Consider the following 24,764-nt stretch of genomic DNA (forward strand, 5'->3'; position numbering starts at 1 on the left):
AGCAAGAACTCACAGCTCACAAAATGTTCGCGTGAGGGAACAATCACACTGCCTGTTCGGTTGCCGCGTCCGGCCCTTCGGTCAGAAGTGTGCGGAAGCCTTCCTCGTCCAATACCGGAACGCCCAGTTCGACGGCTTTGTCGTGTTTCGATCCGGGCGCTTCACCCACGACCACGAATGCCGTCTTCTTCGACACCGAGCCGGCGGCTTTTCCACCGCGAACGAGAATCGCTTCCTTCGCCTGATCCCTCGAGAACGTCTCGAGGGATCCGGTGACCACGATCGAAAGCCCCTCGAGGTTGCGTGGAATCGATTCGTCTCGCTCGTCTTCCATCCGCACACCGGCGGCAGCCCATTTGTCGACGATCTGCCGGTGCCACTCGACTCCGAACCATTCGACAACTGCAGTGGCGATCGTGCCTCCCACACCGTCGACTGCCGCCAGCTCTTCGAGCGAAGCGGTTCGGATGCGTTCGAGGGAGCCGAACTCACCGGCCAGGGCACGAGCAGCAGTCGGACCGACGTGCCGGATCGACAACGCCACCAACACGCGCCACAACGGCTTGTCCTTCGCGGAATCGAGATTCGCGATGAGGCGCCGCCCGTTGGCGGACAGAGCGCCGGCCTTGGTGCGGAAGATGGACGTCTCGAGCAGGGATTCCTCGGTGAGCGAGAACAGATCGCCCTCGTCACCGATCACGTTCGACTCGAGCAGCGCGGTGGCAGCTTCGTAACCGAGCACCTCGATGTCGAACGCGCCACGACCGGCAACGTGGAACACCCGCTCACGCAACTGCGCCGGGCAATGCTGCTGATTGGGGCACCGAATGTCGGCGTCCCCCTCCTTCGCCGGCGCGAGCAGAGTGCCGCATTCCGGGCAGTGGGTAGGCATCTCGAAGGCGTACTCGTCCCCGGTGCGGACGTCCACTACCGGCCCGAGCACCTCGGGGATCACGTCTCCCGCCTTCCGGAGAACCACGGTGTCGCCGATCAGAACCCCCTTGCGCTGCACCTCGGAACCGTTGTGCAGAGTCGCCAACGACACGGTGGAACCGGCAACCGTGACCGGTTCCATGTACGCGAACGGGGTTACCCGACCGGTCCGGCCCACACTGACGCGGATGTCGAGCAGCTTGGTGGTCGCCTCTTCCGGCGGGTACTTGAATGCGATGGCCCAGCGCGGCGCACGCGAAGTGGAACCCAGGCGCCGGTGCAGCGACATTTCGTCGACCTTGACGACGAGCCCGTCGATCTCGTGCTCCACGTCGTGGCGATGCTCACCCCAGTACTGCATCTTCTCGACCACGGCGTCGGCGCCCACGACCCGAGAGGTGTGCGACGAGACCGGCAGCCCCCACGCCGCCAGCGCGGTGTACGCGTCGTACTGCGATGCGGGTTGGAATCCCTCGATTCGCCCCAGTCCGTGGCAGATCATCCCGAGTCGCCGGCGTGCGGTGACCGCCGGATTCTTCTGCCGCAGTGATCCGGCCGCCGAGTTGCGCGGGTTCGCGAACGGCGCCTTACCCTCCTCCACGAGCGAGGCGTTGAGGGCGGCGAAGTCCTCCAACCGGAAGAACACCTCTCCACGCACCTCGAGCACAGACGGCACGGGATATTCGTCGGTACCCGTGAGCTTCTGAGGTATCTCGTCGATCGTTCGGGCGTTCAGCGTGACGTCCTCGCCGGTGCGCCCGTCACCTCGAGTCGCACCCCGGACGAGAGTGCCGTTCTCGTACACGAGGTTGAGTGCGACACCGTCGATCTTCACCTCGCACAGATAGTGCAGCTTCGGCCCCGTCTCCTGTTCGACTCGTGCGATCCACGCGCGCAGTTCGTCTGCGTCGAACACGTTGTCGAGGCTGAGCATCCTCTCGAGGTGATCCACCGAGGTGAAATCGGTGGCGAAGCCGCCGCCCACCAACTGCGTCGGCGAATCGGGCGTGCGCAGATCGGGATACTGCTCTTCCAGGGAGTTCAGCTCACCGAGCAGGGTGTCGAATTCGCCGTCCGAGATGACCGGAGAGTCACGCACGTAATAGCGGAACTGGTGCTGACGGACATCCTCTGCCAGCTCGTTCCATCGTTCCCGAACCTCACTGGGCGCGGCGGCGGGGGCATCGGTCGATTCACTCACACACAAAGATTATCCGTTGCCACCGACGAGCCCGACCCGTTCTCGCAGTCCGTCGCGCACGGTGGGCCATTCTTCCGCCACCACCGAGAACATGACCGTGTCTCGAACTGTGCCGTCAGCCCGCCGAAAGTGCCTCCGCAACGTCCCCTCGTACCTCGCTCCGAGACGGGCGATCGCCTGCTGGGAGCGCACGTTGCGCACGTCCGTTTTCAATTGAACGCGACCCGCGTCCAGCGTGTCGAACGCATAGCCGAGCAACAGCAGCTTGGTCTCGGGGTTCACGGCACTCCCCCACACATCGGAGGAGTAGAGCGTATATCCGATTTCGAGACGCGCGTCGTGCTGGTTCACATCCAGATAGGACGACGTTCCTACGACACCGTCGCGCGTGCGTACCGCCCACGCCACCCAGTCTGTGCGGGCAATCCGCGCGGACAGGATCTCCGCGAGATGTTCCGGATTGCTCGGCCGCTCGGGAACGTGCGACCACACCTCGTCGCGGTCGAGGGCATGGAACAGTTCCTCGGCATCCTTGGCGGGGTCGAGTCGCGTCAACGTCACCGTGGAGCCCCTCAGCTCGGCATCCACAGGAATCGGCCACATCATCTCGGGCCACGGCCGATCGTGTGGTCGAGAATCCTGCCGCGGCTCGAATCGAGAAATGGTCATGCTCACACAATACTTTCGGGCACAACCGAATTGGTTCTCGGCAAGGGAGGGGCAGTCGATCTGTACCGATGACCGGTCGGTGTGCGGACTTCCAGCACGTGCCGATGCCCGGGCGCGCCAGGAACGCCCCGAGCGGACCAGCCCACACCCTGCTTTGCGTAGTTGCACGCAGCGCACAGCCCGGCACCGTTCGACACCTCGGTCGCACCACCGGCCGCGTAACCATGAATGTGATCGTGGTGACGAATCGGTGCATCACACCAAGGCGTTCGACATTGTCGATCGCGCACGTCGATGAGATGGGCCAGCTCTTTCGGAAACAACCGAGAACGGGATTCGACTGCAGTGAGTGCCCCCGTTTCCGGCCTCGCATACACCCTCCGCAGCGCCGCCTTGCCGGCGCGACAGGCATCACGCACCCAAGCGCGAGCCATGCTTCCGGGGACGGGGCCGAAGCCCTCCAGGTGCGCGGGCTCCTGCCCGCCTGCGAGCAATGTTCTGTCGGACACAACAAGATTCACCGTTACCGACACCGGGGATACGACATCCGTTCCAATTACGCGTTCGACGAGAAGATCAGCCATGATCTGCGAGCGGCTACGCGAATCCCCTGCTGCCAAAATGGAATCGGCACTCCTTCCGAGGGCGGCATGCACGGCGACACCCTGCGCGACGGGAAGAAGCGCGCTCAGATGAACCATGGTGTCGGGCGCCGGACGCGCAGTGACTCGTCGCTCACCGACTGCCTTCGCTGCCCTACGCGCTACCGAGGCGGCATCGAGTTCTGCCGCGCATGCCCGCGCCTTCGCAGCGATCGCGCGATCTCCCAGCGAAGCGAGCACGTCGGGATCGGAACACAGACGTCGATCGATTGCCGACCTGTCTTCCTTTGTCAGACAGGAAGTCTCGCGAACCAAGATCGTGGCGCGCCATTCGCTGAGCGTTCCCCGCTCGAGCATCGCCAATGCGTGAGGCATCTCGCGCACCAGCGCAGTCGCCAGTCCGAGGTGCCGACCACCGCGATGCGGTGAGTCCATTCTGGCCAGAGCGATTTGCGCCGCCACCCCCGTACCGCACTGCGATTCGGCCACTCCGTCGAACCTACGCTGCGCACGCACCGACGCATCGAGGTCGGCGGCGAACTTCGCCTGCGCACCTGCGCAAGCAGACTTCAATTCCTCGAGCACTCTCAGCAGATCGATGCGAACATCGTCGCCGACATCACGACTCAGCTGCCGAACCGCCGTCAAGAGTGCACCCACCCTGTGTACTGCTTCAGAACCCCCCGATTCGAACATGTGTTCTACATTACATGACCGGAGGTGCCTTGAACAGAGCTCAACGTGCGACTGCCACGTCTTCGTCGTACGCCTCACGACTGGCGAGCACTTCGTCCATGTGCAGTTCCGCCCACGCCTTGATTCCGCGAATCACGTGATGGAGCGAAAGCCCCAGTTCGGTGAGTTCGTAGTGGACGGTGACGGGAACGGTGGGAGTGACAGTCCTGGTGAGCAATCCGTCACGCTCGAGCGATCGCAAGGTCTGGGTGAGCATCTTCTGACTGACTCCCGCAAGCCTTCGGGACAGCTCGGAGTAGCGCATGACGTGGGGCCCCTCACTGCCGAGCGCAGCGAGAACCAATGCGACCCACTTGTCGGAAATTCGATCGAGTAGCTTCCGGCTCGGACAGCCCGCCAAGAATGCGTCGTACTCCGCCTTCGCATGTGCTCGCCGCTGAGCCGCCGTCATCGCCCACACCTTCCTACTTCGAGGTGACCAACGCACCCGAAGGTGCGTACTTCCCATTGGAGAGTTACCTACCCATAGTGGAGCAATGACGACATCGAACACAACCCTTCAGGAGGAAACCATGTCCAACTCCACCTTCCGCACAGCAGTGGTCCGAACTCCGAACGGCCCGGACTCGATCGACATCATCGAGGTACCCGTCACCGAGCCGGGACCTGGTCAGGTGCGTGTGACGGTCGCAGGCGCCACCGTGAACCCCGTCGACCTTGCGATAACGAACGGTGTCTTCCACGCCATCGGCGCGGTCCAGCAGACCGAGCACACCGGACTGGGCTGGGACTTCGCAGGAACAATCGTCGCGGTAGGCACCGGAGTCGACCTTGCCCTCGGCACCCGTGTCGCCGGCCTTGTCGCAGGAGTGGACCGCGACTTCGGCACCTACGCAGAGCAACTCGTCGTACCGGCAACCGATATCGCAGTGGTCCCCGACGACCTCGATCTGATCTCGGCGGCCACCGTCCCGCTCAACGCACAAACTGCAGCCCAGATCGTCGAACTCCTCGGCGATGCTCCGGCCGGCGAGAACGGTCTGCTGGTGACGGGTGCTGCAGGTGCAGTCGGTACCTACGTCGTGGCGCTCGCCCAAGATCGTGGCTGGCGTGTGACCGGCCTCGCCCGCGCCGAGGACGAGAAGTTCGTTCGCGGGCTCGGTGCCGACTTTTCCACCGTCACGACACCGGGCTGGGATGCAGTCGCCGACACAGCCACACTTCAAGAGGCGGCGCTCGAACTGATCCGCGACGGCGGTAGGTACGTCGGAGTTCTACCGTACGACGCCCCGTCCCCGGAAAGAGGGATCCGCATCGAGTCCGTCATGGCACACACCGACGGTGCGCAACTGGCAGAGTTGCTCGCCCGCACCCAATCGGGCGAACTACCAGCACGGGTCTACTCGGTCGTGCCGTTGGACCGAGTGGCCGATGCACACAAGGCAGTTGCAAAAGGCGGAATTCGTGGCCGCTACGTGATCACGCCATGACGGTCAGAGCGACTCGGGATCCTCGCTGAGAGCGCTACCGACTTCCCTGGTCAGACGGAGGGCCTCGCGGCTCCAGGCATCACTCGCCCCCGCGAGGCCACACGTCGGTGTGACCGCCACCTGCGTGCGCAGAGTGGTACGGGTGAATCCGAGCCGATCGATCAAGGTGACGGCCGGTGTCGCGAGCTCCCGCCAGCCGGGCGTGACGGCAGGGGCCTCCGTGGGCACCAGTCCGAACGCCAGTTGCTTTCCGGCGTCGATCAGTTCGCCGACACCGTCGAGGGACGACGACTTCAGTCGGTTCACGTCGAATCCGACGCCGAATGCGCGGGACCGGCGCAAGAGATCCGTGGGTAGATCATCGCCACAGCAGTGGACGAGGACAGGTCGGCCACAGAGCTCGATCGCGCTGTCCAAAGTTGCGAGCGCCTCCGGTTCGGGCACCGCAGCAACGGTTTCGAGGCGGGTTCGGCCCGCCAGGGAGCCGGCCAACACCGCGGGCAGCGACGGCTCGTCGAACTGCACGATCACCTGCGCACCGGTGCGCCGCGTGACCTCCGCAGCATGCCGTGACAAGCCTTCACCCAACGACTCCGCGAAGTCGCGCACGGCGCCGCGGTCGGTGAGAATACGCTTACCGGTGGAGAATTCGATGTGTGCGGCAAGGGTCAGCGGTCCGACCGACTGGACCTTGAGTACGCCGCCACCGGTCGATCCAGCTGTCTCCCATGCCTCTTCCAAAGCGTCGAGATCCTGCGCGAGAAAGTCCGCGGCCCGCTTCGCCATCGATCCTCGTCGAACCGTGATGCGATATCCGGTGGTCGACACGTCGAGCGGAATGTCGACGAGCAGCGCCGCAGCCCGACCGACCATGTCCGACCCGAGTCCACGCCCGGGCAACTCGACCAGGTGAGGCAACTCCCCCAGCTCCCCGAGGATCACTCGCGCAGACTCGAGCGGATCGGTTCCCGGCCACGAGCCGACACCCGTGACCAGACCTGCGATTCCCGAAAGATCGTCTTGTGTCACAGCGGATTCGGTGCCCCGCCGGCACCTGCGATGGTGCCACTTCCCAGAACGACATCACCGTCGGAGTCGGGGCGATACAGCACCACTGCCTGTCCCTTCGCCACACCCATCAGAGCTTCACGAAGGGTGATCTCGATACCACCGTCGACTGCCTCGGCGACGGCCTGTGCGAGACCGCCGTGAGCACGGACCTGCACGGTGCACTCGACGGGGCCGACCGGGGCTTGCCCCGCAGTCCACACCGCACGCTCCGCCGAGATCGACCACACGTCGAGATTCGCTGCCGAACCGACCCGCACCGTGCCGGTCTCGGGTTCGATGGCGGTCACGTACCGCGGACGCCCGTCCGCGGCCGGTCCCTGCACACCGAGTCCCTTGCGCTGGCCGATCGTGAATCCGTGCACACCTTCGTGTTCGGCAAGAACCTCGCCCGAATCCGCGTCGACCACGCTGCCGGGTCGAACACCGATGTGAGCCCCCAGGAACGCCCGGGTGTCACCGGACGGAATGAAGCAGATGTCGTGGCTGTCCGGTTTGTTCGCGACGGCCAGGCCACGTTCTGCGGCCTCTTCGCGAATGCGATCCTTCGGCGTATCGCCGATCGGGAACATCGCGCGCGACAGCTGATTCGAGGTGAGAACACCCAGCACATAGGACTGATCCTTGTCACCGTCGACCGCGCGTCGGAGCACACCCTCGTCGAGGCGGGCGTAGTGACCCGTTGCCACAGCATCGAAGCCGAGCGCAGATGCCCGCTCGGCCAACGCCGAGAACTTGATCTTCTCGTTGCAGCGCAGGCACGGGTTCGGGGTCTCGCCGGCCGCGTAGGACGCGACGAAGTCGTCGATGACGTCTTCTTTGAAGCGTTCCGCGAAGTCCCAGACGTAGAAGGGGATTCCGAGAACGTCGGCGGCACGGCGGGCGTCGCCGGCGTCCTCTTTCGAGCAGCATCCGCGAGACCCTGTGCGCAGCGCCCCAGGCGCCGTGGACAAGGCGAGGTGGACTCCCACGACGTCGTGACCTGCGTCGACCGCACGGGCCGCAGCGACCGCCGAGTCCACTCCACCACTCATGGCTGCGAGAATGCGCATCAGTTACCTCCTCCGCGCGATCCGACGCCGGCCAAACCGGCTGCGCGGGCGCGCTCCACTACCTGTGGCAGCGCCGAGATCAGCGCGTCCACGTCGTCGTTTGTCGATGTGTGGCCGAGCGAGAACCGCAACGACCCACGGGCCGTGACCGGATCGGTTCCGATTGCGACGAGTACGTGACTCGCCCGTGCGACCCCGGCCGTGCACGCAGATCCGGTCGAACACTCGATTCCTGCCGCATCCAGCAACATCAGGAGTGAGTCACCTTCGCACCCAGGGAACGTGAAGTGTGCATTGCTCACCAATCTGGCGTCACCGGTCGGGCCGTTGAGAACAGCTTCGGGTGCCACTCGCTGCACCTCGGCCACGAGTCGGTCTCGCAGTTGCGCGAGATGCCTCGTGCGGGTCGTCATCGCGTCGGTGGCCTCTTGAAGTGCGGCTGCCATACCGACCACACCTGCGGTGTCCGGCGTTCCGGATCGAAGTTCACGCTCGTGCCCTCCCCCGTGGAAGAGCGGAACGCACGGGACCTGACGTCCGAGCAACAGCGCTCCCACGCCCTGCGGTCCCCCGAACTTGTGCGCAGCGACGCTCATCGCGGAAAGGCCACTCGCATGGAAGTCGACAGGAAGGTGAGCGACCGCCTGAATCGCATCGCTGTGCATGGGAATCGAGAACTCGGATGCGACCGCCGAAAGCTCCGCGATCGGCATCACCGTGCCGATCTCGTTGTTGGCCCACATGATCGTCACGAGAGCCGTGTCGTCCGCGTGGAGTTCGAGTTCGTGTCGAAGCGCTTCGGGGTCGACCCGGCCCACCTCGTCCACGGGCAACCACGTGACCACTGCGCCTTCGTGCTTCTCGAGCCACTCCACCGCGTCGAGAACCGCATGATGCTCGACCGGGCTGGCGACAATGCGGTTGCGCACGGATTCGGCATCTCGTCGCGCCCAGTAGATGCCCTTCACGGCGAGGTTGTCGCTCTCCGTGCCGCCGGCAGTGAAGATGACCTCGGAAGGTCGGGCCCCCAGGTTCGCGGCGATGGATTCGCGTGACTCCTCGACCCGTCTACGCGCCGCGCGGCCCGAACCGTGCAGCGACGACGCGTTGCCGACGGTTGCGAAGATGTCGGTCATGGCCCGAACAGACTCCGACACCATCGGGGTGGTGGCGGCATGGTCCAGGTAGACCGGGGAAGCGGCGGTGCGAGCAGACGTCATGACCCGACCAGGATAACCTAGGCGACCAGGCTCTCCTGCGCCTCGACGCTCGGATCGAGGATGTTGTGGGCTGCCAGGTCGATACGCTCGGCTCCTCGCACCGCCCGCTCGGCGCGTGCAGCGAGGTCGTGGCGGGATTCTCCCGGATATTCGATGGGCGTGAGCCGGACCTGAGCTGTGACGTTCTTCTGCCGGATGATGCGGCCGATGGACTGCCCGATCGTCTCCTCACCCACGAAGCACGGTCCGGTGGTGAGAGCACCGTCACTGCACGAGTACCGAAGAGCGATCGGTTGTACGGGGCACTCCGCGTCGATTGCGGCTTGGAACATCGCGGGGCGGAACCCGCCGTACGCCCGTCCGCACCAGGTGGTGCCTTCCGGGAACACGACGACCCGCTCGCCCGACCGCAGCCGCTCGGCCGCCACCTCGATCGTGGCGGGCAGCGAACGGAGGTCGTGACGCGCGATGGGAATGACCCGCATCCGCCGTGCGAGGGAGCCGAGAACCGGCCAGTCCAGCAGGTCGCCACGGGCAACGAAGTTGGCGGGGGCAATAGCACTCAAGACGAGGACATCGGTCCAGGACACGTGGCCGGCGACCATCATGACCCCGCCCTCGGGTCGACGCTTCCCCCGTTCGTCGGCCACTCGCAAACGCATGCCCACACAGCGCAGCAGCATCCGTGCGTAGCCACGTTGCAGGGCGGACCGCAGATTTCGCGGAAGCAGCCATCCGGCGCTCAACACCGGCGCGGTGGCCAGCGCCGACACGACCAGGATCCAACGGGCGATCACGGTAAGCCGCGACACCCGATCCTGATCGGCCGGGAGGCAGCCGTCGCCGCACGGACTGGCCGGCATCCAGGCGTGCTGCGCAGCGGTGCTCATCCGAGTGCGCCGGATTCGAGATTCGCCGAGGCGGATCGGAGTCGGTCGAGGTAGCGCTGATTGGTCTCGTGGAGTCCGAGGACGGCAACGAAATCCGCGACTCCGAAGTCGGGGTCGTGCGCGGGCTCGCCACAGATCTTGGCGCCCAGACGAAGGTATCCGCGCAGCAAAGGCGGTACGGACACCTTCTCCGGTGGCTCGAGCTCGTCGAGACCCTTGCCGTCGACGACCACCGGGCGGTACGGCGTCACGCGGCGATCCGGTTCGTTGCCGTGCTTGCGCAGCAACTGATCCCGCACGCCGCGCACGTTGGAACCTGCCGGGGCACCGGGTGTTTCCTGCATCGGAACCGACACGCAGCCCATGACCCACTCGTATCCGGTGAGCTCGAGGTAGTGCAGGATTCCGGACCACATGAGGCTGAGAACCGATCCGGACCGGTGGTCCGGAGAAACACAGGCGCGGCCCATCTCGACGAAGCGGTTCTCTTCGGGTGCGAGGCCGGAGATCTCGAACTCGGTGGCGGTGTAGTAGCCACCCGCCGCACGGGCAGCGTCGGGCGGAAGCATCCGGTAGCAGCCGACGATCTCTCCCGTCGCGTCGTGCCGGACCAAGAGGTGATCGCAGAAGTCGTCGAAACGATCCGCATCGAGACCATCGACGTTCTCCGGTATCGCGAATCCGGGCTCGGAGGCGAACACCTGATATCGGAGGCGCTGGGCGATGACCCGATGTTCCCGATCGGAAGAGACGACCAGCGAATACTTGGGCGAGGAAACAACGGAATCGACGGAGCTGCGGGGCGTACTCAGAACTGACGAAGTTGTCATGGCGCAGGTTTACCGAGCCAGTGCAGACCTGCGGCATCGGCGAGGTGTCATGTCGATGCAGGACGGGTGAACGATGCCGAGAAAGCGCAGCGCCCCCGTTTCCCTGAGGAAACGGGGGCGCTGCGGTCCGAGAACCGGTCTGTCTAGCCCTTGTGGCTCTTGACGGCGTCGGTGAGCTGCGGGGCGACGTTGAACAGGTCGCCGACGATGCCGTAGTCCGCGATCTCGAAGATCGGAGCCTCTTCGTCCTTGTTCACAGCGACGATGGTCTTCGAGGTCTGCATACCGGCACGGTGCTGGATGGCGCCGGAGATGCCGAGCGCGATGTACAGCTGCGGCGAGACCGTCTTGCCGGTCTGACCGACCTGGAACTGGCCCGGGTAGTAGCCCGAGTCGACTGCGGCACGCGAGGCACCGACTGCGGCGCCGAGCGAGTCGGCGAGCTCCTCGACGACGGAGAACTTGTCCGCGCTGCCGACACCACGGCCACCGGACACGACCACGGTCGCCTCGGTGAGCTCGGGGCGGTCGCCACCGACGATCGGATCGATCGAGGTGATCTTGACTGCGCCGTCTTCCTGAGCGGGAACCTCGACGGAAACCTTCTCGCCGGCACCGGCCTGCGGCTGCGCCTCGACGGCACCCGGGCGAACCGAGATGACCGGGACGTCGCCGTTTGCCTTGGCGTCGACGGTGAACGCGCCACCGAAGATCGAGTGAACGACGCTGGCGTCGCTCTTGACCTCGACGACGTCGACGAGGAGGCCGGAGCCCAGGCGTGCGGCGAGACGGCCGGACACCTCCTTGCCCTCGATGCTGGCGGCGGTGATCACCGCGGCGGGCGATGCGGACTCGACGATTCCGGCGAGCACATCGACCTTCGGGGTGACGAGGAAGCCGTCGATGTCGCCCGACTCGGCGACATAGATCTTCTCTGCACCGGCAGCGGCGAGTGCGTCCGCGAGCTTGTCGGCAGTGCCGGCGGGGCCGGTGACGACGGCGGACGGCTCACCCAGCTGGCGTGCAGCGGTGAGGAGCTCGGTGCTGACCTTCTTGAGTGCACCCTCTGCGTGCTCGACGAGCACAAGTACTTCTGCCATGACTAACTACTCCCTGTGTATGTCTGCTGGTTTGTCCGAGAGGGGCGCGATCAGATGATCTTCTGAGCCACGAGGTATGCGGCGATCTTGCTGCCGCCGTCGCCCTCGTCGGCGATGCGCTCACCAGCGGTACGGGGGGGCTTGGGGGTGGAGGCGGTGACTGTGGTGGCCGCGTTGGAGACACCGACGGTGTCGGGATCGACGCCAAGGTCGGCCAGGGTGTAGACGAGAACTTCCTTCTTCTTCGCGGCCATGATGCCCTTGAAGGAGGGGAAGCGCGGCTCGTTGATCTTCTCGTTGACCGAGACGATCGCGGGCAGCCCGGACTCGAGGCCGAAGACACCCTCGTCGGTCTCACGCTCGCCGGTGACGGTGCCGTCGGCAACGGTCAGCTTGCGGAGCTGGGTGAGCTGCGGGATGCCCAGGTACTCGGCGATGATCGCCGGGACAGCGCCGACGCGACCGTCGGTCGCCTCGTTGCCGGCGATGATGATGTCGGCAGCTTCACCGTTCTCGAACGTGATCTGACCGAGCGCAGCCGCGAGCGTCCATGCGGTCTGAACGGCATCGGAGCCGTGCAGAGCGGGATCGTTGATGTGCACGGCCTTGTCGGCGCCCATGGAGAGTGCCTTGCGGATGGCATCCGTGGCGCGGTCGGGACCGGCTGCCAGGAGGGTGACCTCGCCGCCCTGCGCTTCCTTGATCAGGAGTGCTTCCTCGACGGCGCGCTCGTTGATCTCGTCGAGCACCGCGTCGGCAGCCTCACGGTCGAGTGTGAAGTCGCCGTCGGTGAGCTTGCGCTCGGACCACGTGTCGGGGACCTGCTTGATCAAAACAACGATGTTCGTCATGGGTCTTCGTCGACCTCCTGTGTGTATTTACCTGGTTGTCGTGAGCTGCTTGGCGCAGGCCGAGCTCTCGTATTTCGGTCGTTCGTCGCACGTCGGCTGTGCGTTAGATTACCTCACGCCAAGTTACCCGGCGGTAACTTGAGTGCAAACCTCGTTCACCATAACGGCCGAAAGGGCGATTTACTGCTGTGATGTGGACCACGACGACAGGCTCCAACCCCGAGGGCACTAACCTCGCAGTGGTGAGCGAATCAATTGTCGGCGACCGTGACGGCGCACCGCTGCCCCTGACCGGGGAGCGAACGGTGCCCGGAATTCCCGAAGAGAACTACTGGTTCCGGCGACACGAAGTCGTCTACCGCGATCTCCTGTCACGCTGCGCGGGCCGGACCGTCCTCGAAGCCGGCTCCGGAGAAGGCTACGGCGCCAACATGATCGCCGACGTAGCCACCAAGGTGACAGGCCTCGACTACGACGTGTCCGCTGTCGAGCACGTCCGCTCGCGCTACCCGCGTATCGAGATGGTGCACGGCAACCTCGCCGCTTTGCCCCTCGAGGATGCGTCGGTCGACATCGTGGTCAATTTCCAGGTGATCGAGCACCTGTGGGATCAAGCCCAGTTCCTGCGCGAATGCTTCCGGGTTCTGAAGCCCGGTGGCGAGCTGCTGGTGAGTACGCCCAACCGGATCACCTTCTCCCCCGGCCGTGACACCCCGCTCAATCCCTTCCACACGCGCGAGCTCAACGCCGCCGAGTTGACCGAACTACTGGTCGAGGCCGGCTTCACCGTCTCCGAGATGACCGGTGTCCACCACGGCGAACGTCTTCGAGAACTGGATTCGAAGCACGGCGGATCGTTCATCAACGCCCAGATCGACCGCGCACTCGCCGGCGAGCCGTGGCCCGCCGACCTCACCCGCGACGTGGAAGGCATCACGGCAGACGACTTCACCCTGCGCGTTCCCGACATCGACGACAGCCTCGACCTCGTGGCGATCGCGGTGAAGGACCCTGTTTCGTGACCGAGCACACCGAACCGGGCATGTTCGCCCTGGTCCTGCACTCGCATCTGCCGTGGTTGGCCAACCACGGCCGGTGGCCCGTCGGCGAGGAATGGCTCTACCAGTCGTGGGCGGCGACGTACCTACCCTTGACCGCCGCCCTGCGCCGACTCTCGGACGAGGGCCGCTCGAACATGCTCACCCTTGGCGTCACGCCGGTGCTCGCCGCACAGCTGGACGACCCACATTGCTTGTCCGGTATGCACCACTGGCTGGGAAACTGGCAGATCCGAGCGCACGAAGCAGCCGGGATGCCCGATGCCGCGCACCGCGACCTCGGCGCCCGTGAGCATCGCGCCGCGTCGGCTGCGATCGAGGATTTCGAGACTCGCTGGCGGCACGGCGGGTCCCCCGTACTGCGGGACCTGATCGACAGACAGGCCATCGAACTGTTGGGCGGCCCCCTCGCCCACCCGTTTCAGCCACTCCTCGACCCCCGTCTCCGCGCCTACTCGCTCAGCGAAGGCCTGGCGGACGCACACGCACGGTGGCGTCACACCCCCACCGGAATCTGGGGTCCGGAGTGTGGCTACACACCTGGAATGGAGGCCGGCTACCAGGACGCGGGCGTCACTCACTTCATGGTGGACGGCCCCGCGCTACGGGGCGACACCTCCCTCGGCCGCCCGGTTCGGGAATCGGACGTCGTCGCGTTCGGTAGAGATCTGCAGGTCAGCTACCGGGTGTGGTCCCCGAAATCGGGTTACCCGGGCCACTCCGCGTACCGCGACTTCCACACCTACGACCACGAGACCGGCCTCAAGCCCGCGCGCGTGACCGGACGCACCGTCGACTCCGCGGACAAAGCGCCGTACGACCCGGAACTGGCCGCAGCCGCCGTCGACCGCCACGTCGCCGACTTCGTCGAAACCATTCGCGCACGGCTGCGCGAAGAGTCCGGCCGGATCGGCCGCGACGCTCTCGTCGTCGCCGCCTTCGACACCGAACTCTTCGGGCATTGGTGGCACGAGGGTCCGCAATGGCTCGAGAAGTTGTTGCGCGCGCTGCCCGAAGCCGGAATCCGAGTCGGAACGCTCGCAGATGCGTTGGAGCAAGGTTTCGTCGGTGAGCCCGTCCAACTCGAGGATTCTTCTTGGGGTTCCGGGAAGGACTGGCGCGTATGGGCGGGAGATCAAGTCGCCGACCTGGTACAGCTCAACTCCGAAGTCGTCGCCACCGCTCTCGAGACCATCGACAAGGTGAACGGCGAAACCGTTCCCGAGCGTCCGGGTCTACGTAACCGGGTGGCCGACCAGATGCTGCGCGAAGCTCTGATGACCGTGTCGAGCGACTGGGCGTTCATGGTCAGCAAGGATTCGGCCGCCGAATACGCACGCGATCGTGCACACAAGCACGCGCACGCCCTACGTGAGATCGCCGAAGCAGTCGCTGCGGGCAAGGACACCCGCGCCGAGCAGTTGGCAGCGGGCTGGAACAATGCAGACGGACTGTTTCCGGGACTGGATGCTCGCCGACTTCCGGCGCACGCACAGCCGAACCTGCTCGACCGCACGAATCCGACCGACAGCACAGAGAGCACGCCATGAAGATCCTCATCGTGTCCTGGGAGTACCCGCCGGTCGTCGTGGGTGGGTTGGGGCGTCACGTCCACCACCTGGCGACCGAGCTGGCTGCTGCCGGCCACGAGGTGGTGGTGCTCGCGCGCCGTCCTTCCGGGACCGATGCGTCGACGCACCCCACCATCACGCACATCGAGGACGGTGTCCTGGTGGTCGCCGTCGCCGAGGACCCCGCGCACTTCGTGTTCGGCGAGGACATGATCGCGTGGACGCTCGCCATGGGCCACGCCATGGTGCGGGCGGGTACCGCACTCCGCACCCCCGGATTGGGTGAAGGCTGGCAACCGGACGTCGTCCATGCTCACGACTGGCTCGTCGCGCACCCCGCGATCGCACTTGCGGAGTTCTACGACGTGCCGCTCGTGTCCACCCTGCACGCCACGGAGGCCGGGCGCCACAGCGGCTGGGTCTCGGGGCGAATCAATCGCCAGGTCCATTCGGTCGAGTGGTGGCTGGCCAACGAGTCGGACGCGCTCATCACGTGTTCGGTCTCGATGAAGGACGAGGTGACTGCGCTCTACGGCCCGAATCTGCCTGCCGTCACCGTCATTCGAAACGGCATCGATCTCACGACGTGGAGCTACCGTGAACTCGCTCCGCGATCCGGGCCACCCCATCTGCTCTATGTCGGACGCCTCGAATACGAGAAGGGCGTGCAGGACGTGATCGCCGCCCTTCCCCGCATCAGGCGCAGCCATCCCGGGGCGACGCTGTCCATCGCGGGCGAAGGTACCCAGTTCGAGTGGCTGTCGGAACTGGCCCGAACACATCGGGTTGCCCGGTCGGTGACGTTCCTGGGCAATCTCGACCACCTCGAACTGCTCGGCTGGCTGCACGGCGCCGATGCGATCGTTCTCCCCAGCCGGTACGAGCCGTTCGGCATCATCGCGCTCGAATCCGCCGCTGCGGGCACCCCGCTCGTGGCGTCCACGGCGGGTGGCCTCGGGGAGGCCGTCGTCGACGGTGTCACCGGTATGTCGTTTCAGCCGGGTGACGTGGCGGGGTTGACGTCCGCAGTGCGGGAGGTGCTGGACGATCCGGCTGCCGCTCGGGTGCGCGCCGACGCCGCACGGGCGCGTTTGACGTCGGACTTCGACTGGCACAAGGTCGCCGACGACACCGTCCAGGTGTACGCGGGCGCCAAGCGGCGGGTCCGTCATCCGTTGGCGCGACCCGAGATTCCCGAGCGTCCCCTCCCCGGCCGCTAAGCGCGAGCGTTCAGGCCGGCACCCGATCGAACCACGGTCGCGCGGCCTCGAGCTGAGTGGCGACCGAAAGCAGACGCCCCTCGCTACCGAGTGGTCCGACGAACTGGACGCCCAACGGCAGACCTTCGTCCGTCCAATACGTCGGTACCGACATCGCAGGACGTCCGGTGATATTGGCCAATTGTGTGTAGGGCGTGCGCCTCAGGTTGTCGTCGGCCACTCGTTCGACCAGCCCGGTTCGGGCGAGCAACGACCCGGTCCTCGACGCCAGCACCAGCTTGCTACCCCACTGCATCCATTGCGGCGTCGCCAACTCGCCTATGCGAGCCGGTGGGGTGGCCAGGGTAGGAGTGAGGAGAAGGTCGTATCGCTCGTGGAACTCGACGAGTTGGCGCGTGTAATCGCTCCACCTGTTGTACGCGGCGACGTACGTCGATGCGGGCAGCGTCCTACCGACGGCTCCCATGATCCTGGTATCGAGCTCGAAATCGTCTTCGCTACAGTCCATTTCATTGCGCATCGTCTCGAGCCTTGCCGCCATCGTCGAGAACCACACGGTGAGGAAGTCACGCGAGAGTCGATGCTCGTCGATCCCGGTCTCCGTGTGCTCCACGTGATGACCCAACGATTCGAGGAGGTGGGCGGCGTCCTCGACGGCAGCGATGGCATCGGGGTGCACCTGCTCGCCGAGCGGCGACGCATACGAGTAGCCGATACGCAGGCGCCCCGGATCGCGGGTGGACGAGGCGCAGTAGGACTCCTGCGGCCGGGCCGTCTGGTACGGCGCAACCCGCCCCGGCCCCGCAATCAGATCGAGCATGGCCGCCGAGTCGCGGACACTTCGGCTGACGACGCCGTTCGTACCGGCGCCGTGGATCGATTCGGCAACCGACGGACCGTTCACCACCACGCCCCGACCGGCTTTCAAACCGAACAGCCCGCAGCACGCTGCTGGAATGCGGATGGACCCACCGCCGTCGCTGGCACCTGCCATCGGCACGATGCCCGCCGCGGTGGCAGCGGCCGCACCACCGGAGGAACCTCCCGGCGTGTGCGCGACATCCCACGGATTCCTGGTCGCACCGTTCACTTCGGGTTCGGTGACCCCCTTCGCACCGAACTCCGGGGTGTTCGTCTTTCCGAAGACGACGAGGCCGGCGCCCAGCCAGCGATCGACCACCTCGCTGTTCTCCACGGCCGGTATCGACGCCAGGGAGCGTGACCCGCTACCTGTGGGAACACCCGCATAGTCCTGCCCGAGGTCCTTGATCAGAAACGGCACCCCCGCGAACGGTCCGGCCAACGGCCCCTCCGACCGGCGCCGCGCCTCGTCGTGCATCGGCCGTGAGATGGTGTTGAGGACTCCGTCCACGGCGTCCGCCCGCGACAGTGCGCAGTCGAGAAGTTCACCGGCAGACGCCTCGCCGGACGCGACGAGCCTCGCCAATCCGATGGCGTCGTGACTGCGATAGTCCTCGAACTTCATCATTCGCCGGCCGCAGCCTTCTTCCGCGCGATGTCCTCCAGTGCGGCAATGTACTTCGCACGGTCGGCGGCACCCGCCTCCCAGGCCTCCTTGCGGTTCTTCACGACCCGCGCCGGTGAGCCGACGGCGATACTGAAGTCCGGGATTTCACCTCGGACCACCGCATGGGCGCCGAGAACGCATCCGCGACCGACGCGGGTGTTGCGGAGCACGGACACCTTCGCGGCGATCCAGGTGTCGGGCCCGATCCGAACCGGGCTCTTGACGATGCCCTGGTCCTTGATCGGCATCGTCACATCGTCCATGCGGTGATCGAAGTCGGTGATGTAGCACCAGTCGGCCACCAGCGTGGACGCGCCGATCTCGATGTCGAGGTAGGTGTTGACGACGTTGTCCTTGCCGAACACGACCTTGTCGCCGATCCGCAACGAACCCTCGTGGCATCGGATCGCATTGCCGTCGCCGATGTGGACCCAGCGCCCGATCTCGAGACGCGACAGTTCCGGAGTCGAATGAATCTCGACGCGCTTTCCCAGGAACACCATTCCGCGGAGAATCACGTGCGGGTTCGCCAGACGGAACTTCGCGAGGCGGTAGTAGCGCACGAGGTACCAGGGTGTGTAAGCCTTGTTCGCCAAGACCCATTTGAACGAAGCGACGGTCAGGAACCTGGCCTGCTCGCCGTCCCCACGTCGGGATCCTCGCCACCTAGTACGCAATGGTGCGCCCCACATGCTCGTCATAGCCAGTCAGCCTAGGGTGTGCCCGATCACCGGTGCACGAGCGGGATAGTCTCTCGTCTGGGTTCAACCGATCACGAGGAGATGGAATGCGGCGGGTCCTACGTTCGTCCGTACTGGCGGTGGCCGCGGTCACCACGGTCGCGCTCACCAGCTGCGCCAACGAACCGGAGGTCATCGACATCTTCTCGAGCGGCGGCTGGCCCGGTATCCACGCCGACGCACGCAACAGCGACACCAGCGCCGTCACCGGTTCGCGTGAGCTCTCCAATGCGTGGTCTCGGCCGATCGGCGGCACCGTCGCCGCATACGCCTCGGTCGCGGCGAGCGGGCAGACCTTCGTGACCGCCCGCACCGAGAAGGGATGCAACCTCTTCTCCTACCAGCTCGACAGTGGCCGCAAGCGCTGGTGCCGCGAGCTGGGTCCGGGCGCCGTGGCATCCACTCCGGTAGTGGACACCGTCGCGAACGTCTACGTCGGTGAGAACGGCGCGATGAACTCGTTCACCGAGCACGGCCAGCTGCGGTGGCGTACCCCGGTCGTCGGCACCCCCATCTCCGCACAGTTCACCGGCGACGGAAATCTCCTCTTCATCACCCAGCTCGGACAGATCAACGTCCTCGACACCCAGACCGGCCGCCAGGTGCTGGCTCCGTACAACCTGATTCCGCCGCCGTCCATCGAGAACAGCGGCGCAGTCGACCCACTGCCCGACGACAAGGGTCTGGACGCATGTTTCCTCGGTGGGCCCGAGTGCCCGGTGGCGAACACTCCGGCGATCGACCTGGAGAGCGGCAAGTTCTACTTCACGTTCTACGCGCCCGGCGCACCCCAGGCCGAGCTCGTGGCGATGCGCTACTCGGGCGGCGAGAACCCGCAGATCGCCCAGGAGTGGTCCTCCGACGCACTTCCCGGCGGCAGTGCGTCGAGCCCGGACATCTCGGCGGACGGCACCGTCGTCTACGCCAACGACAACGAAGGCAAGATGTGGGCCGTCGACGCCGAGACGGGTGACCCCAAGTGGAGCCACGACATCGGCTACGACGCGGCCGGAAGTCCGTCCACCTCTGCCGATGGTCTGTTGATCCCGGCAGGCGGAAGTGACGGGCACCTTCTCGCGCTCCGCGACCTCGGAGACCACGCGGAGGTCGTCTGGGAGCGCAAGGACCTCCTACAACTCGGTGTTCCGGCCCAGACCGCAGGCGACACCGGTTACACCGCGGTACGCGAGGGCGAGAACGGTCTCGCGATGCTCACCTTCGACACGCAGACCGGCGAGACACTCGATCAGGACACGCTTCCCGGGGCGCAGGGATTCACGGTCGGCACGTCGATCGGCCCGGGCGGCGAGGTACTCACGCCCACCTTCATCGGCGAGCTGTTCGTGTTGAAGTAGTCCGAGGCTCGCACACGAAAGCGACTCCCGCGCGCCCGATCCGGGTGATCACCACGGACAGCGTCCGTGTCCCTCGCAGCTTCAGCTTGGGCCGCAGGATCGCGGGGTCGACATCGACCCCGCGCACCAGGATCTCCACGACACCACAGTCGAGACGCGCGAGTTCCTGGCGCAGCGTCTTCTCCGAGAACTTGATGCGGTCGATCACCTCGAAGCCCGCCACACCTTCCGGCACTTCGTCGCCGGTCAGGTAAGCGATGCGCGGGTCCAACTGCCACAACCCGTGACGCGCCGCGTAGTGACGAACCAGGCCGGCGCGAACCACGGCACCGTCCGGATCGACGATCCATCGACCCGGCTCGCGTTCGGCGATCTCGTCGTCTTCCTCGTCGGTGATCGACCAGCCGGTTCCGTCCGAGCTCAGCACCGATGCCCGTCGTGCGGCTCCGGCCAGCCCCGGCGACCACAGGCACGCTTCGCGAACGCCACCGTCGAGCGACACGATCTCCACCTCGCCGTCCCAGCCGAATCGGTCGAAGTCGAGACCGGGCGCGCACTTCACGACAAGATCACGGCCGCGGTAGGCCTCGACGAGGTCGGGCAGCGGCGGCTGCAACGCCGCAGGATCGTGGGTCCGGCGTCCGCCACTGCGCCTCGCAGGATCCGCGATCACGACCGTGCCTCGGGAGGTGGGCGCCAGCGCGTCCGCGCGAACGACATGCGCACCCGGCACGTTGTATTGCGCCATCGCCAATCGCACCGGGTCGATGTCACTGCCGATCACGATGTCGGCCGAGCCGACCAGCGCGTCCAGTTCTGCGCCGATAGAGCACGTCACGTCGTGAACCGCGCGCCCCGCCAATCGAGCACTGCGACGGCGCGCCACTGCCCGGGGGGTCGCCTGCTGCAGCGCGTCGTCGGTGAACAACCAGTCCGCAGAGCCGGGAAGCTTGCCTGCCGCCTTGCGGCGGAGCAATACCGATTCCACCAACAGCGGCGCGCGCGAATCGAAACGCGCACGCGCCCGGCCGATGTCGGCCAGACGCGTGCGCGTCGTCAGTTCGAGTTCGGCCACCTCACGAAGCGCGTCCGATCCGGCACGGCTCTGCAAGTACTCGACATCCTCGAGCGTGAATGCATACGCCACCCGAGTTACTTACCGGGCTTCACACCGGTGATCATCACGTTGTAGAAGAAGCCCCGCGGAACGATCCGGCGCAGGACCTTCTCGTCCACCCAGCTCAGGCTCTTCCAGCCACCGAAGGCGAACTTCGCCCAGCCCCAGCCGAGCTTCTCCGGCGGAACTGCGGCCTCGAAGGTGCGGACGGGCCACCCGAGGAGAGCAGCGGCGAACTCCTCGGTCTGCGCATGCACCTCGGTGGCTCCGGCAGACTTCGCGATGTCCTCGAGATCCGTGGGATCGAAGGTGTGGATGTCCACGACAGCTTCGAGAGCAGCGGCGCGAGAGGACTCGTCCAGCTCTTCCTGCGGGCGACGCCAGTCGGCCAGGAACGGGAGCTTGGTGACGGTGGTCGTGGCTTCCCAGGTCGCACGGCCGAGCCAGCGCGCGTAGAAGTTGCCGACCGTGGTGGGCTCACCCGCGAAGACGAAGCGGCCACCCGGCTTGAGGACGCGCAGGACCTCGCGCATCGACTGCTCGACGTCGGGAATGTGGTGCAGCACGGCGTGGCCGACCACGAGATCGAACGTGTCGTCGGCGTACGGAATGGTCTCGGCGTCGGCGACCCGGCCGTCAACCGGAAGACCCAGTCCTTCCGCGTTACGCAGAGCCACCTTCACCATGCCCGGAGACAGATCGGTGACGGATCCGGTCTTGGCGACCCCGCCCTGCATCAGGTTGAGCAGGAAGAAGCCCGTTCCACAGCCCAGTTCGAGTGCACGCTCGTACGGCAGGGGCTGTTCTCCGGCGACCGCGTCGAAACGTCCGCGGGCGTAGTCGATGCAACGCTCGTCGTACGAGATCGACCACTTGTCGTCGTAGGTCTCGGCTTCCCAGTCGTGGTAGAGGACCTGCGCGAGCTTGGTGTCCTTGCGGGCAGCCTCCACCTCCTCCGCCGTGGCGTGGGGGCGCGGTGCGGGGTCGACCCCACCGTTCGTGGCGCCGGTCGACTCGTCGTTTGCGCTTGCAGTCATGAGCGAAATCCTACTCGCTGGTAGATGGGAACACGTTCCAGTTTCGGCAGGGGTGAGCCTACTCGCCTGTGAACTCGGCCTTACCCGGCCCGTTCTCGATGAACGACTTCATACCGATGGTCCGGTCCTTCGTCGCAAACAGCGAGGCGAAGACGTGCTGCTCGATCTTGAGTCCGGTGTTCAGGTCTGCGTCGAGGCCTTCGTCGATGGCTGCCTTCGCCGCCGCAAGCGCACGCCCCGCAGCGCCGGTGAACTGAGACGCCCACTTCCACGCCGCGTCGTACACGTCGTCCGGTGCCACTACCTCGTCGATCAGTCCGATGTCGCGCGCCTCGTCCGCACCCACGAACCGGCCGGTGAAAACGAGGTCTTTGGCCTTCGACGGCCCGATCAGTCGCGCGAGGCGCTGGGTCCCGCCACCACCGGGAATGATGCCGAGCAGAATCTCCGGCGTCCCGACCTTCACGTTGTCCCCCGCGATCCGCCGGTCCGCGGACAGTGCGACCTCGAGGCCGCCACCGAGCGCGTAGCCGGTGATCGCGGCAACCGTGGGCTTGGGAATTTCGGAGACCGCAGCGATGGATCGCTGCATCTGTGCGACTACCTTGCTGACCGCGGCGAAGTCCATCTCCGCCATCTCCTTGACGTCGGCGCCGGCGGCGAACACCTTTTCACCGCCGTAGACGATGACCGCCTTGACGTTCGGATCGACGGTCGCCTGATGTGCCGCCGCCGCCAGTTCGTCCTGCACCTGACGGTTCAGAGCGTTCATGGGCGGTCGAGCAAGACGAATCGTGCCGATACCTTCGGAAACTTCGAGAGTGACGAACTCAGCCATGCCCCACAGGCTACTTGGCAGACCTAGCGGCCCACGGATGCGGTCCCGCCCCGTAATACCCGTCCTGACCCGGAAACTCGACGCGCAACTGTTCCTCGCCGGTGACCAGTGTGGGCAGAATCGCGGGAATCTCCGGCGACTGTGCGAGTACCTCGTCGACGGTGTCGTAGGCAGACAGGGCGATCAACTGGCTCCACGTCGGCGGCAGCAGCATGCTTCCACCGGAACGCCAGTGGTCGAGTTCCTGCTCGGGCGTTCGCCACAGAACCTCGTCGGCCTCGGAAGTCGCACCGTCCGCCTTCTGGCCCTCCGGTGCGGCCGCGACGAAGAACCGGGTGTCGTATCTCCGGGTGCCCTCGCCGACCGGGGTGATCCAGTTCGCCCACGGCCGCAGCAGATCCGATCGCAACACCAGGGCGGAATCCCGAAGGAACCGACTGAACGAGATCTCGCGACCCTCCAGTTGTGCTCGGGCAGCCGAGTAGCGACTCGAATCGGCAACGACCGTGTCCGCATCGGGGCCGGCGAGAAGCACACCGCATTCTTCGAACGTCTCGCGCGCAGCAGCACACACGAGCGCGCGAGCCTTCGCATCGTCGGTCCCGAATCGCTCGGCCCACCAGGACACGTCGGGGCCGGCCCAGTCGACCTCGGCCTCCGCATCCGACGCGTCGACGCCGCCACCCGGGAAGACCGTCATGCCACCGGCGAACGCCATACCCGCCACTCGGCGCTGAAGAAAGACCTCGATCCCCGACGGGGAATCACGCAGGAGAACGACGGTCGACGCATCGCGGAGCGGGACATCTCGAGGTGGAGTTTCCAGAGCCATGAATCGAAACCTACGCCATCGCCCGTGCCCGATCAGGCCCGGTGAGCGCCCAGCGCCCGGGTGCGCCGCGCGAAGAATCGTCCGTCTACTCGATCGAGAGTGATGCGCTGACTGAACGCCTCGGTGAGGTTCTCCGCGGTGACGACGTCGTCGAGCAGGCCCTGAGCGACCACGCCGCCCTCCTTCAGGAGCAGTGCATGGGTGAACCCGGGCGGGATCTCTTCGACGTGATGGGTGATGAGAACCGTCGCCGGTGCGTCGGGGTCGGATGCCAGATCGGTGAGCCGCGCAACCAGTTCCTCACGCCCGCCGAGGTCCAGACCCGCAGCGGGTTCGTCGAGCAACAGCAACTCCGGGTCGGTCATCAGCGCCCGCGCAATCAGAACGCGCTTGCGCTCCCCCTCCGAGAGAGTGCCGTACGTGCGTTCGAGCAGATGCTCGGCACCCAGCCCCTCCAGCATCTCGATCGCCCGGTCGGTGTCCATGTCCTCGTACTGCTCGCGCCACCGGCCGAGTACCGCGTATCCGGCGGACACCACGAGATCGCCGACCACCTCGTCGGCGGGCACGCGGCTCGCCAGCGAGGACGACGAGAGACCGATCCGTTGACGCAGCTCTCCCACCTCGACACGACCGAGGCGTTCGCCGAGCAGAAAGGCGCTTCCACTGGTGGGGTGGACCTCCGCCGCAGCCATACGCAGCAGGGACGTCTTTCCCGCGCCGTTGGGACCCAGGATCACCCACCGTTCGTCGAGCTCCACATTCCACGTGACGGGACCCACAAGGGTGGAACCGTCTCGTCGCAGGAGAACGTCGTCGAATTCGATGAGCAGATCAGGATCAGGTTCAGGCACCTGTCCATCTTC

Annotated in this window: 23 protein-coding genes; 5 read left to right on the forward strand and 18 right to left on the reverse strand. The window is 65.8% G+C overall.

Annotation, left to right across the window (positions count from 1 at the left end; all coding sequences use genetic code 11):
* Positions 1-43: 43 nt before the first annotated feature.
* The 4 genes from ligA to ACZI8R_RS15155 are packed head-to-tail and all read right to left on the reverse strand — an operon-like array spanning position 44 to position 4,552.
* Positions 44-2,134: an NAD-dependent DNA ligase LigA gene (gene ligA / locus ACZI8R_RS15140; RefSeq protein WP_463380470.1), complete on the reverse strand. Its 2,091-nt coding sequence runs from the start codon at positions 2,132-2,134 to the stop codon at positions 44-46.
* Positions 2,135-2,143: 9 nt separating this feature from the next.
* Positions 2,144-2,803 (reverse strand): GNAT family N-acetyltransferase, encoded by a 660-nt coding sequence (locus ACZI8R_RS15145; protein ID WP_463380471.1) that lies wholly within the window; start codon positions 2,801-2,803, stop codon positions 2,144-2,146.
* Between the two features lie 2 nt (positions 2,804-2,805).
* Entirely contained in the window at positions 2,806-4,101 is a 1,296-nt protein-coding gene (locus ACZI8R_RS15150) for an HNH endonuclease signature motif containing protein (protein WP_463380472.1), read from the reverse strand.
* A 40-nt stretch (positions 4,102-4,141) separates the two neighbouring features.
* On the reverse strand, positions 4,142-4,552 hold the full coding sequence (locus tag ACZI8R_RS15155) for a winged helix-turn-helix transcriptional regulator (protein ID WP_463380473.1): 411 nt from the start codon (positions 4,550-4,552) through the stop codon (positions 4,142-4,144).
* A gap of 121 nt (positions 4,553-4,673) precedes the next feature.
* Between ACZI8R_RS15155 and ACZI8R_RS15160 the strand changes: the two genes are divergently transcribed.
* Positions 4,674-5,591: an NADP-dependent oxidoreductase gene (locus ACZI8R_RS15160; RefSeq protein ID WP_463380474.1), complete on the forward strand. Its 918-nt coding sequence runs from the start codon at positions 4,674-4,676 to the stop codon at positions 5,589-5,591.
* Positions 5,592-5,594: 3 nt separating this feature from the next.
* Here the strand turns inward: ACZI8R_RS15160 and ACZI8R_RS15165 are convergent, their stop codons facing one another.
* From ACZI8R_RS15165 to ACZI8R_RS15195, 7 genes are all read right to left on the reverse strand, one after another.
* The gene (locus tag ACZI8R_RS15165) at positions 5,595-6,620 is read right to left on the reverse strand and encodes a methionine synthase (protein WP_463380475.1); all 1,026 of its coding nucleotides are present in this window, start codon (positions 6,618-6,620) and stop codon (positions 5,595-5,597) included.
* Positions 6,617-7,711, reverse strand: coding sequence for a tRNA 2-thiouridine(34) synthase MnmA (gene mnmA / locus ACZI8R_RS15170; RefSeq protein WP_463380476.1), 1,095 nt, complete (start codon positions 7,709-7,711; stop codon positions 6,617-6,619). Before mnmA ends, ACZI8R_RS15165 begins: the two co-directional genes overlap by 4 nt.
* Positions 7,711-8,931 (reverse strand): cysteine desulfurase family protein, encoded by a 1,221-nt coding sequence (locus ACZI8R_RS15175; protein ID WP_463380477.1) that lies wholly within the window; start codon positions 8,929-8,931, stop codon positions 7,711-7,713. Before ACZI8R_RS15175 ends, mnmA begins: the two co-directional genes overlap by 1 nt.
* 17 nt (positions 8,932-8,948) lie before the next feature.
* Positions 8,949-9,821 (reverse strand): lysophospholipid acyltransferase family protein, encoded by an 873-nt coding sequence (locus ACZI8R_RS15180; protein WP_463380478.1) that lies wholly within the window; start codon positions 9,819-9,821, stop codon positions 8,949-8,951.
* On the reverse strand, positions 9,818-10,651 hold the full coding sequence (locus ACZI8R_RS15185) for a GNAT family N-acetyltransferase (RefSeq protein WP_463380479.1): 834 nt from the start codon (positions 10,649-10,651) through the stop codon (positions 9,818-9,820). The genes ACZI8R_RS15180 and ACZI8R_RS15185 overlap by 4 nt, the downstream gene beginning before the upstream one ends.
* A gap of 143 nt (positions 10,652-10,794) precedes the next feature.
* Complete coding sequence (locus ACZI8R_RS15190; protein WP_463380480.1) at positions 10,795-11,751, reverse strand: electron transfer flavoprotein subunit alpha/FixB family protein; 957 nt, start codon at positions 11,749-11,751, stop codon at positions 10,795-10,797.
* Positions 11,752-11,801: 50 nt separating this feature from the next.
* Positions 11,802-12,602, reverse strand: coding sequence for an electron transfer flavoprotein subunit beta/FixA family protein (locus tag ACZI8R_RS15195; RefSeq protein WP_463380481.1), 801 nt, complete (start codon positions 12,600-12,602; stop codon positions 11,802-11,804).
* A gap of 242 nt (positions 12,603-12,844) precedes the next feature.
* Between ACZI8R_RS15195 and ACZI8R_RS15200 the strand changes: the two genes are divergently transcribed.
* The 3 genes from ACZI8R_RS15200 to ACZI8R_RS15210 are packed head-to-tail and all read left to right on the forward strand — an operon-like array spanning position 12,845 to position 16,451.
* Positions 12,845-13,624, forward strand: a complete 780-nt coding sequence (locus ACZI8R_RS15200; protein WP_463380482.1) for a class I SAM-dependent methyltransferase — start codon at positions 12,845-12,847, stop codon at positions 13,622-13,624.
* Between the two features lie 20 nt (positions 13,625-13,644).
* Positions 13,645-15,210, forward strand: coding sequence for a 1,4-alpha-glucan branching protein domain-containing protein (locus tag ACZI8R_RS15205; RefSeq protein WP_463380641.1), 1,566 nt, complete (start codon positions 13,645-13,647; stop codon positions 15,208-15,210).
* On the forward strand, positions 15,207-16,451 hold the full coding sequence (locus ACZI8R_RS15210; RefSeq protein ID WP_463380483.1) for a glycosyltransferase family 4 protein: 1,245 nt from the start codon (positions 15,207-15,209) through the stop codon (positions 16,449-16,451). The genes ACZI8R_RS15205 and ACZI8R_RS15210 overlap by 4 nt, the downstream gene beginning before the upstream one ends.
* Positions 16,452-16,461: 10 nt before the next feature.
* Here the strand turns inward: ACZI8R_RS15210 and ACZI8R_RS15215 are convergent, their stop codons facing one another.
* Positions 16,462-17,937: an amidase gene (locus ACZI8R_RS15215; protein WP_463380642.1), complete on the reverse strand. Its 1,476-nt coding sequence runs from the start codon at positions 17,935-17,937 to the stop codon at positions 16,462-16,464.
* Complete coding sequence (locus tag ACZI8R_RS15220) at positions 17,937-18,680, reverse strand: acyltransferase (RefSeq protein ID WP_463380484.1); 744 nt, start codon at positions 18,678-18,680, stop codon at positions 17,937-17,939. Before ACZI8R_RS15220 ends, ACZI8R_RS15215 begins: the two co-directional genes overlap by 1 nt.
* Positions 18,681-18,766: 86 nt before the next feature.
* On the opposite strand from ACZI8R_RS15220, the gene ACZI8R_RS15225 reads away from it, so the two are divergent.
* A complete protein-coding gene (locus ACZI8R_RS15225; protein WP_463380485.1) occupies positions 18,767-20,074 on the forward strand; it encodes an outer membrane protein assembly factor BamB family protein in 1,308 nt (435 codons plus the stop codon).
* Here the strand turns inward: ACZI8R_RS15225 and ACZI8R_RS15230 are convergent.
* The 5 genes from ACZI8R_RS15230 to ACZI8R_RS15250 are packed head-to-tail and all read right to left on the reverse strand — an operon-like array spanning position 20,046 to position 24,752.
* Entirely contained in the window at positions 20,046-21,221 is a 1,176-nt protein-coding gene (locus tag ACZI8R_RS15230) for a THUMP-like domain-containing protein (protein WP_463380486.1), read from the reverse strand. The genes ACZI8R_RS15225 and ACZI8R_RS15230 overlap by 29 nt on opposite strands.
* A gap of 5 nt (positions 21,222-21,226) precedes the next feature.
* Positions 21,227-22,228, reverse strand: coding sequence for a class I SAM-dependent methyltransferase (locus ACZI8R_RS15235; protein ID WP_463380487.1), 1,002 nt, complete (start codon positions 22,226-22,228; stop codon positions 21,227-21,229).
* A 58-nt stretch (positions 22,229-22,286) separates the two neighbouring features.
* The gene (locus ACZI8R_RS15240) at positions 22,287-23,066 is read right to left on the reverse strand and encodes an enoyl-CoA hydratase/isomerase family protein (RefSeq protein WP_463380488.1); all 780 of its coding nucleotides are present in this window, start codon (positions 23,064-23,066) and stop codon (positions 22,287-22,289) included.
* Positions 23,067-23,076: 10 nt separating this feature from the next.
* On the reverse strand, positions 23,077-23,898 hold the full coding sequence (locus ACZI8R_RS15245) for an NUDIX hydrolase (RefSeq protein ID WP_463380489.1): 822 nt from the start codon (positions 23,896-23,898) through the stop codon (positions 23,077-23,079).
* Between the two features lie 32 nt (positions 23,899-23,930).
* On the reverse strand, positions 23,931-24,752 hold the full coding sequence (locus tag ACZI8R_RS15250; RefSeq protein ID WP_463380490.1) for an ABC transporter ATP-binding protein: 822 nt from the start codon (positions 24,750-24,752) through the stop codon (positions 23,931-23,933).
* Between the last annotated feature and the right edge of the window lie 12 nt (positions 24,753-24,764).

The organism is Rhodococcus huquni (genome assembly GCF_055231055.1).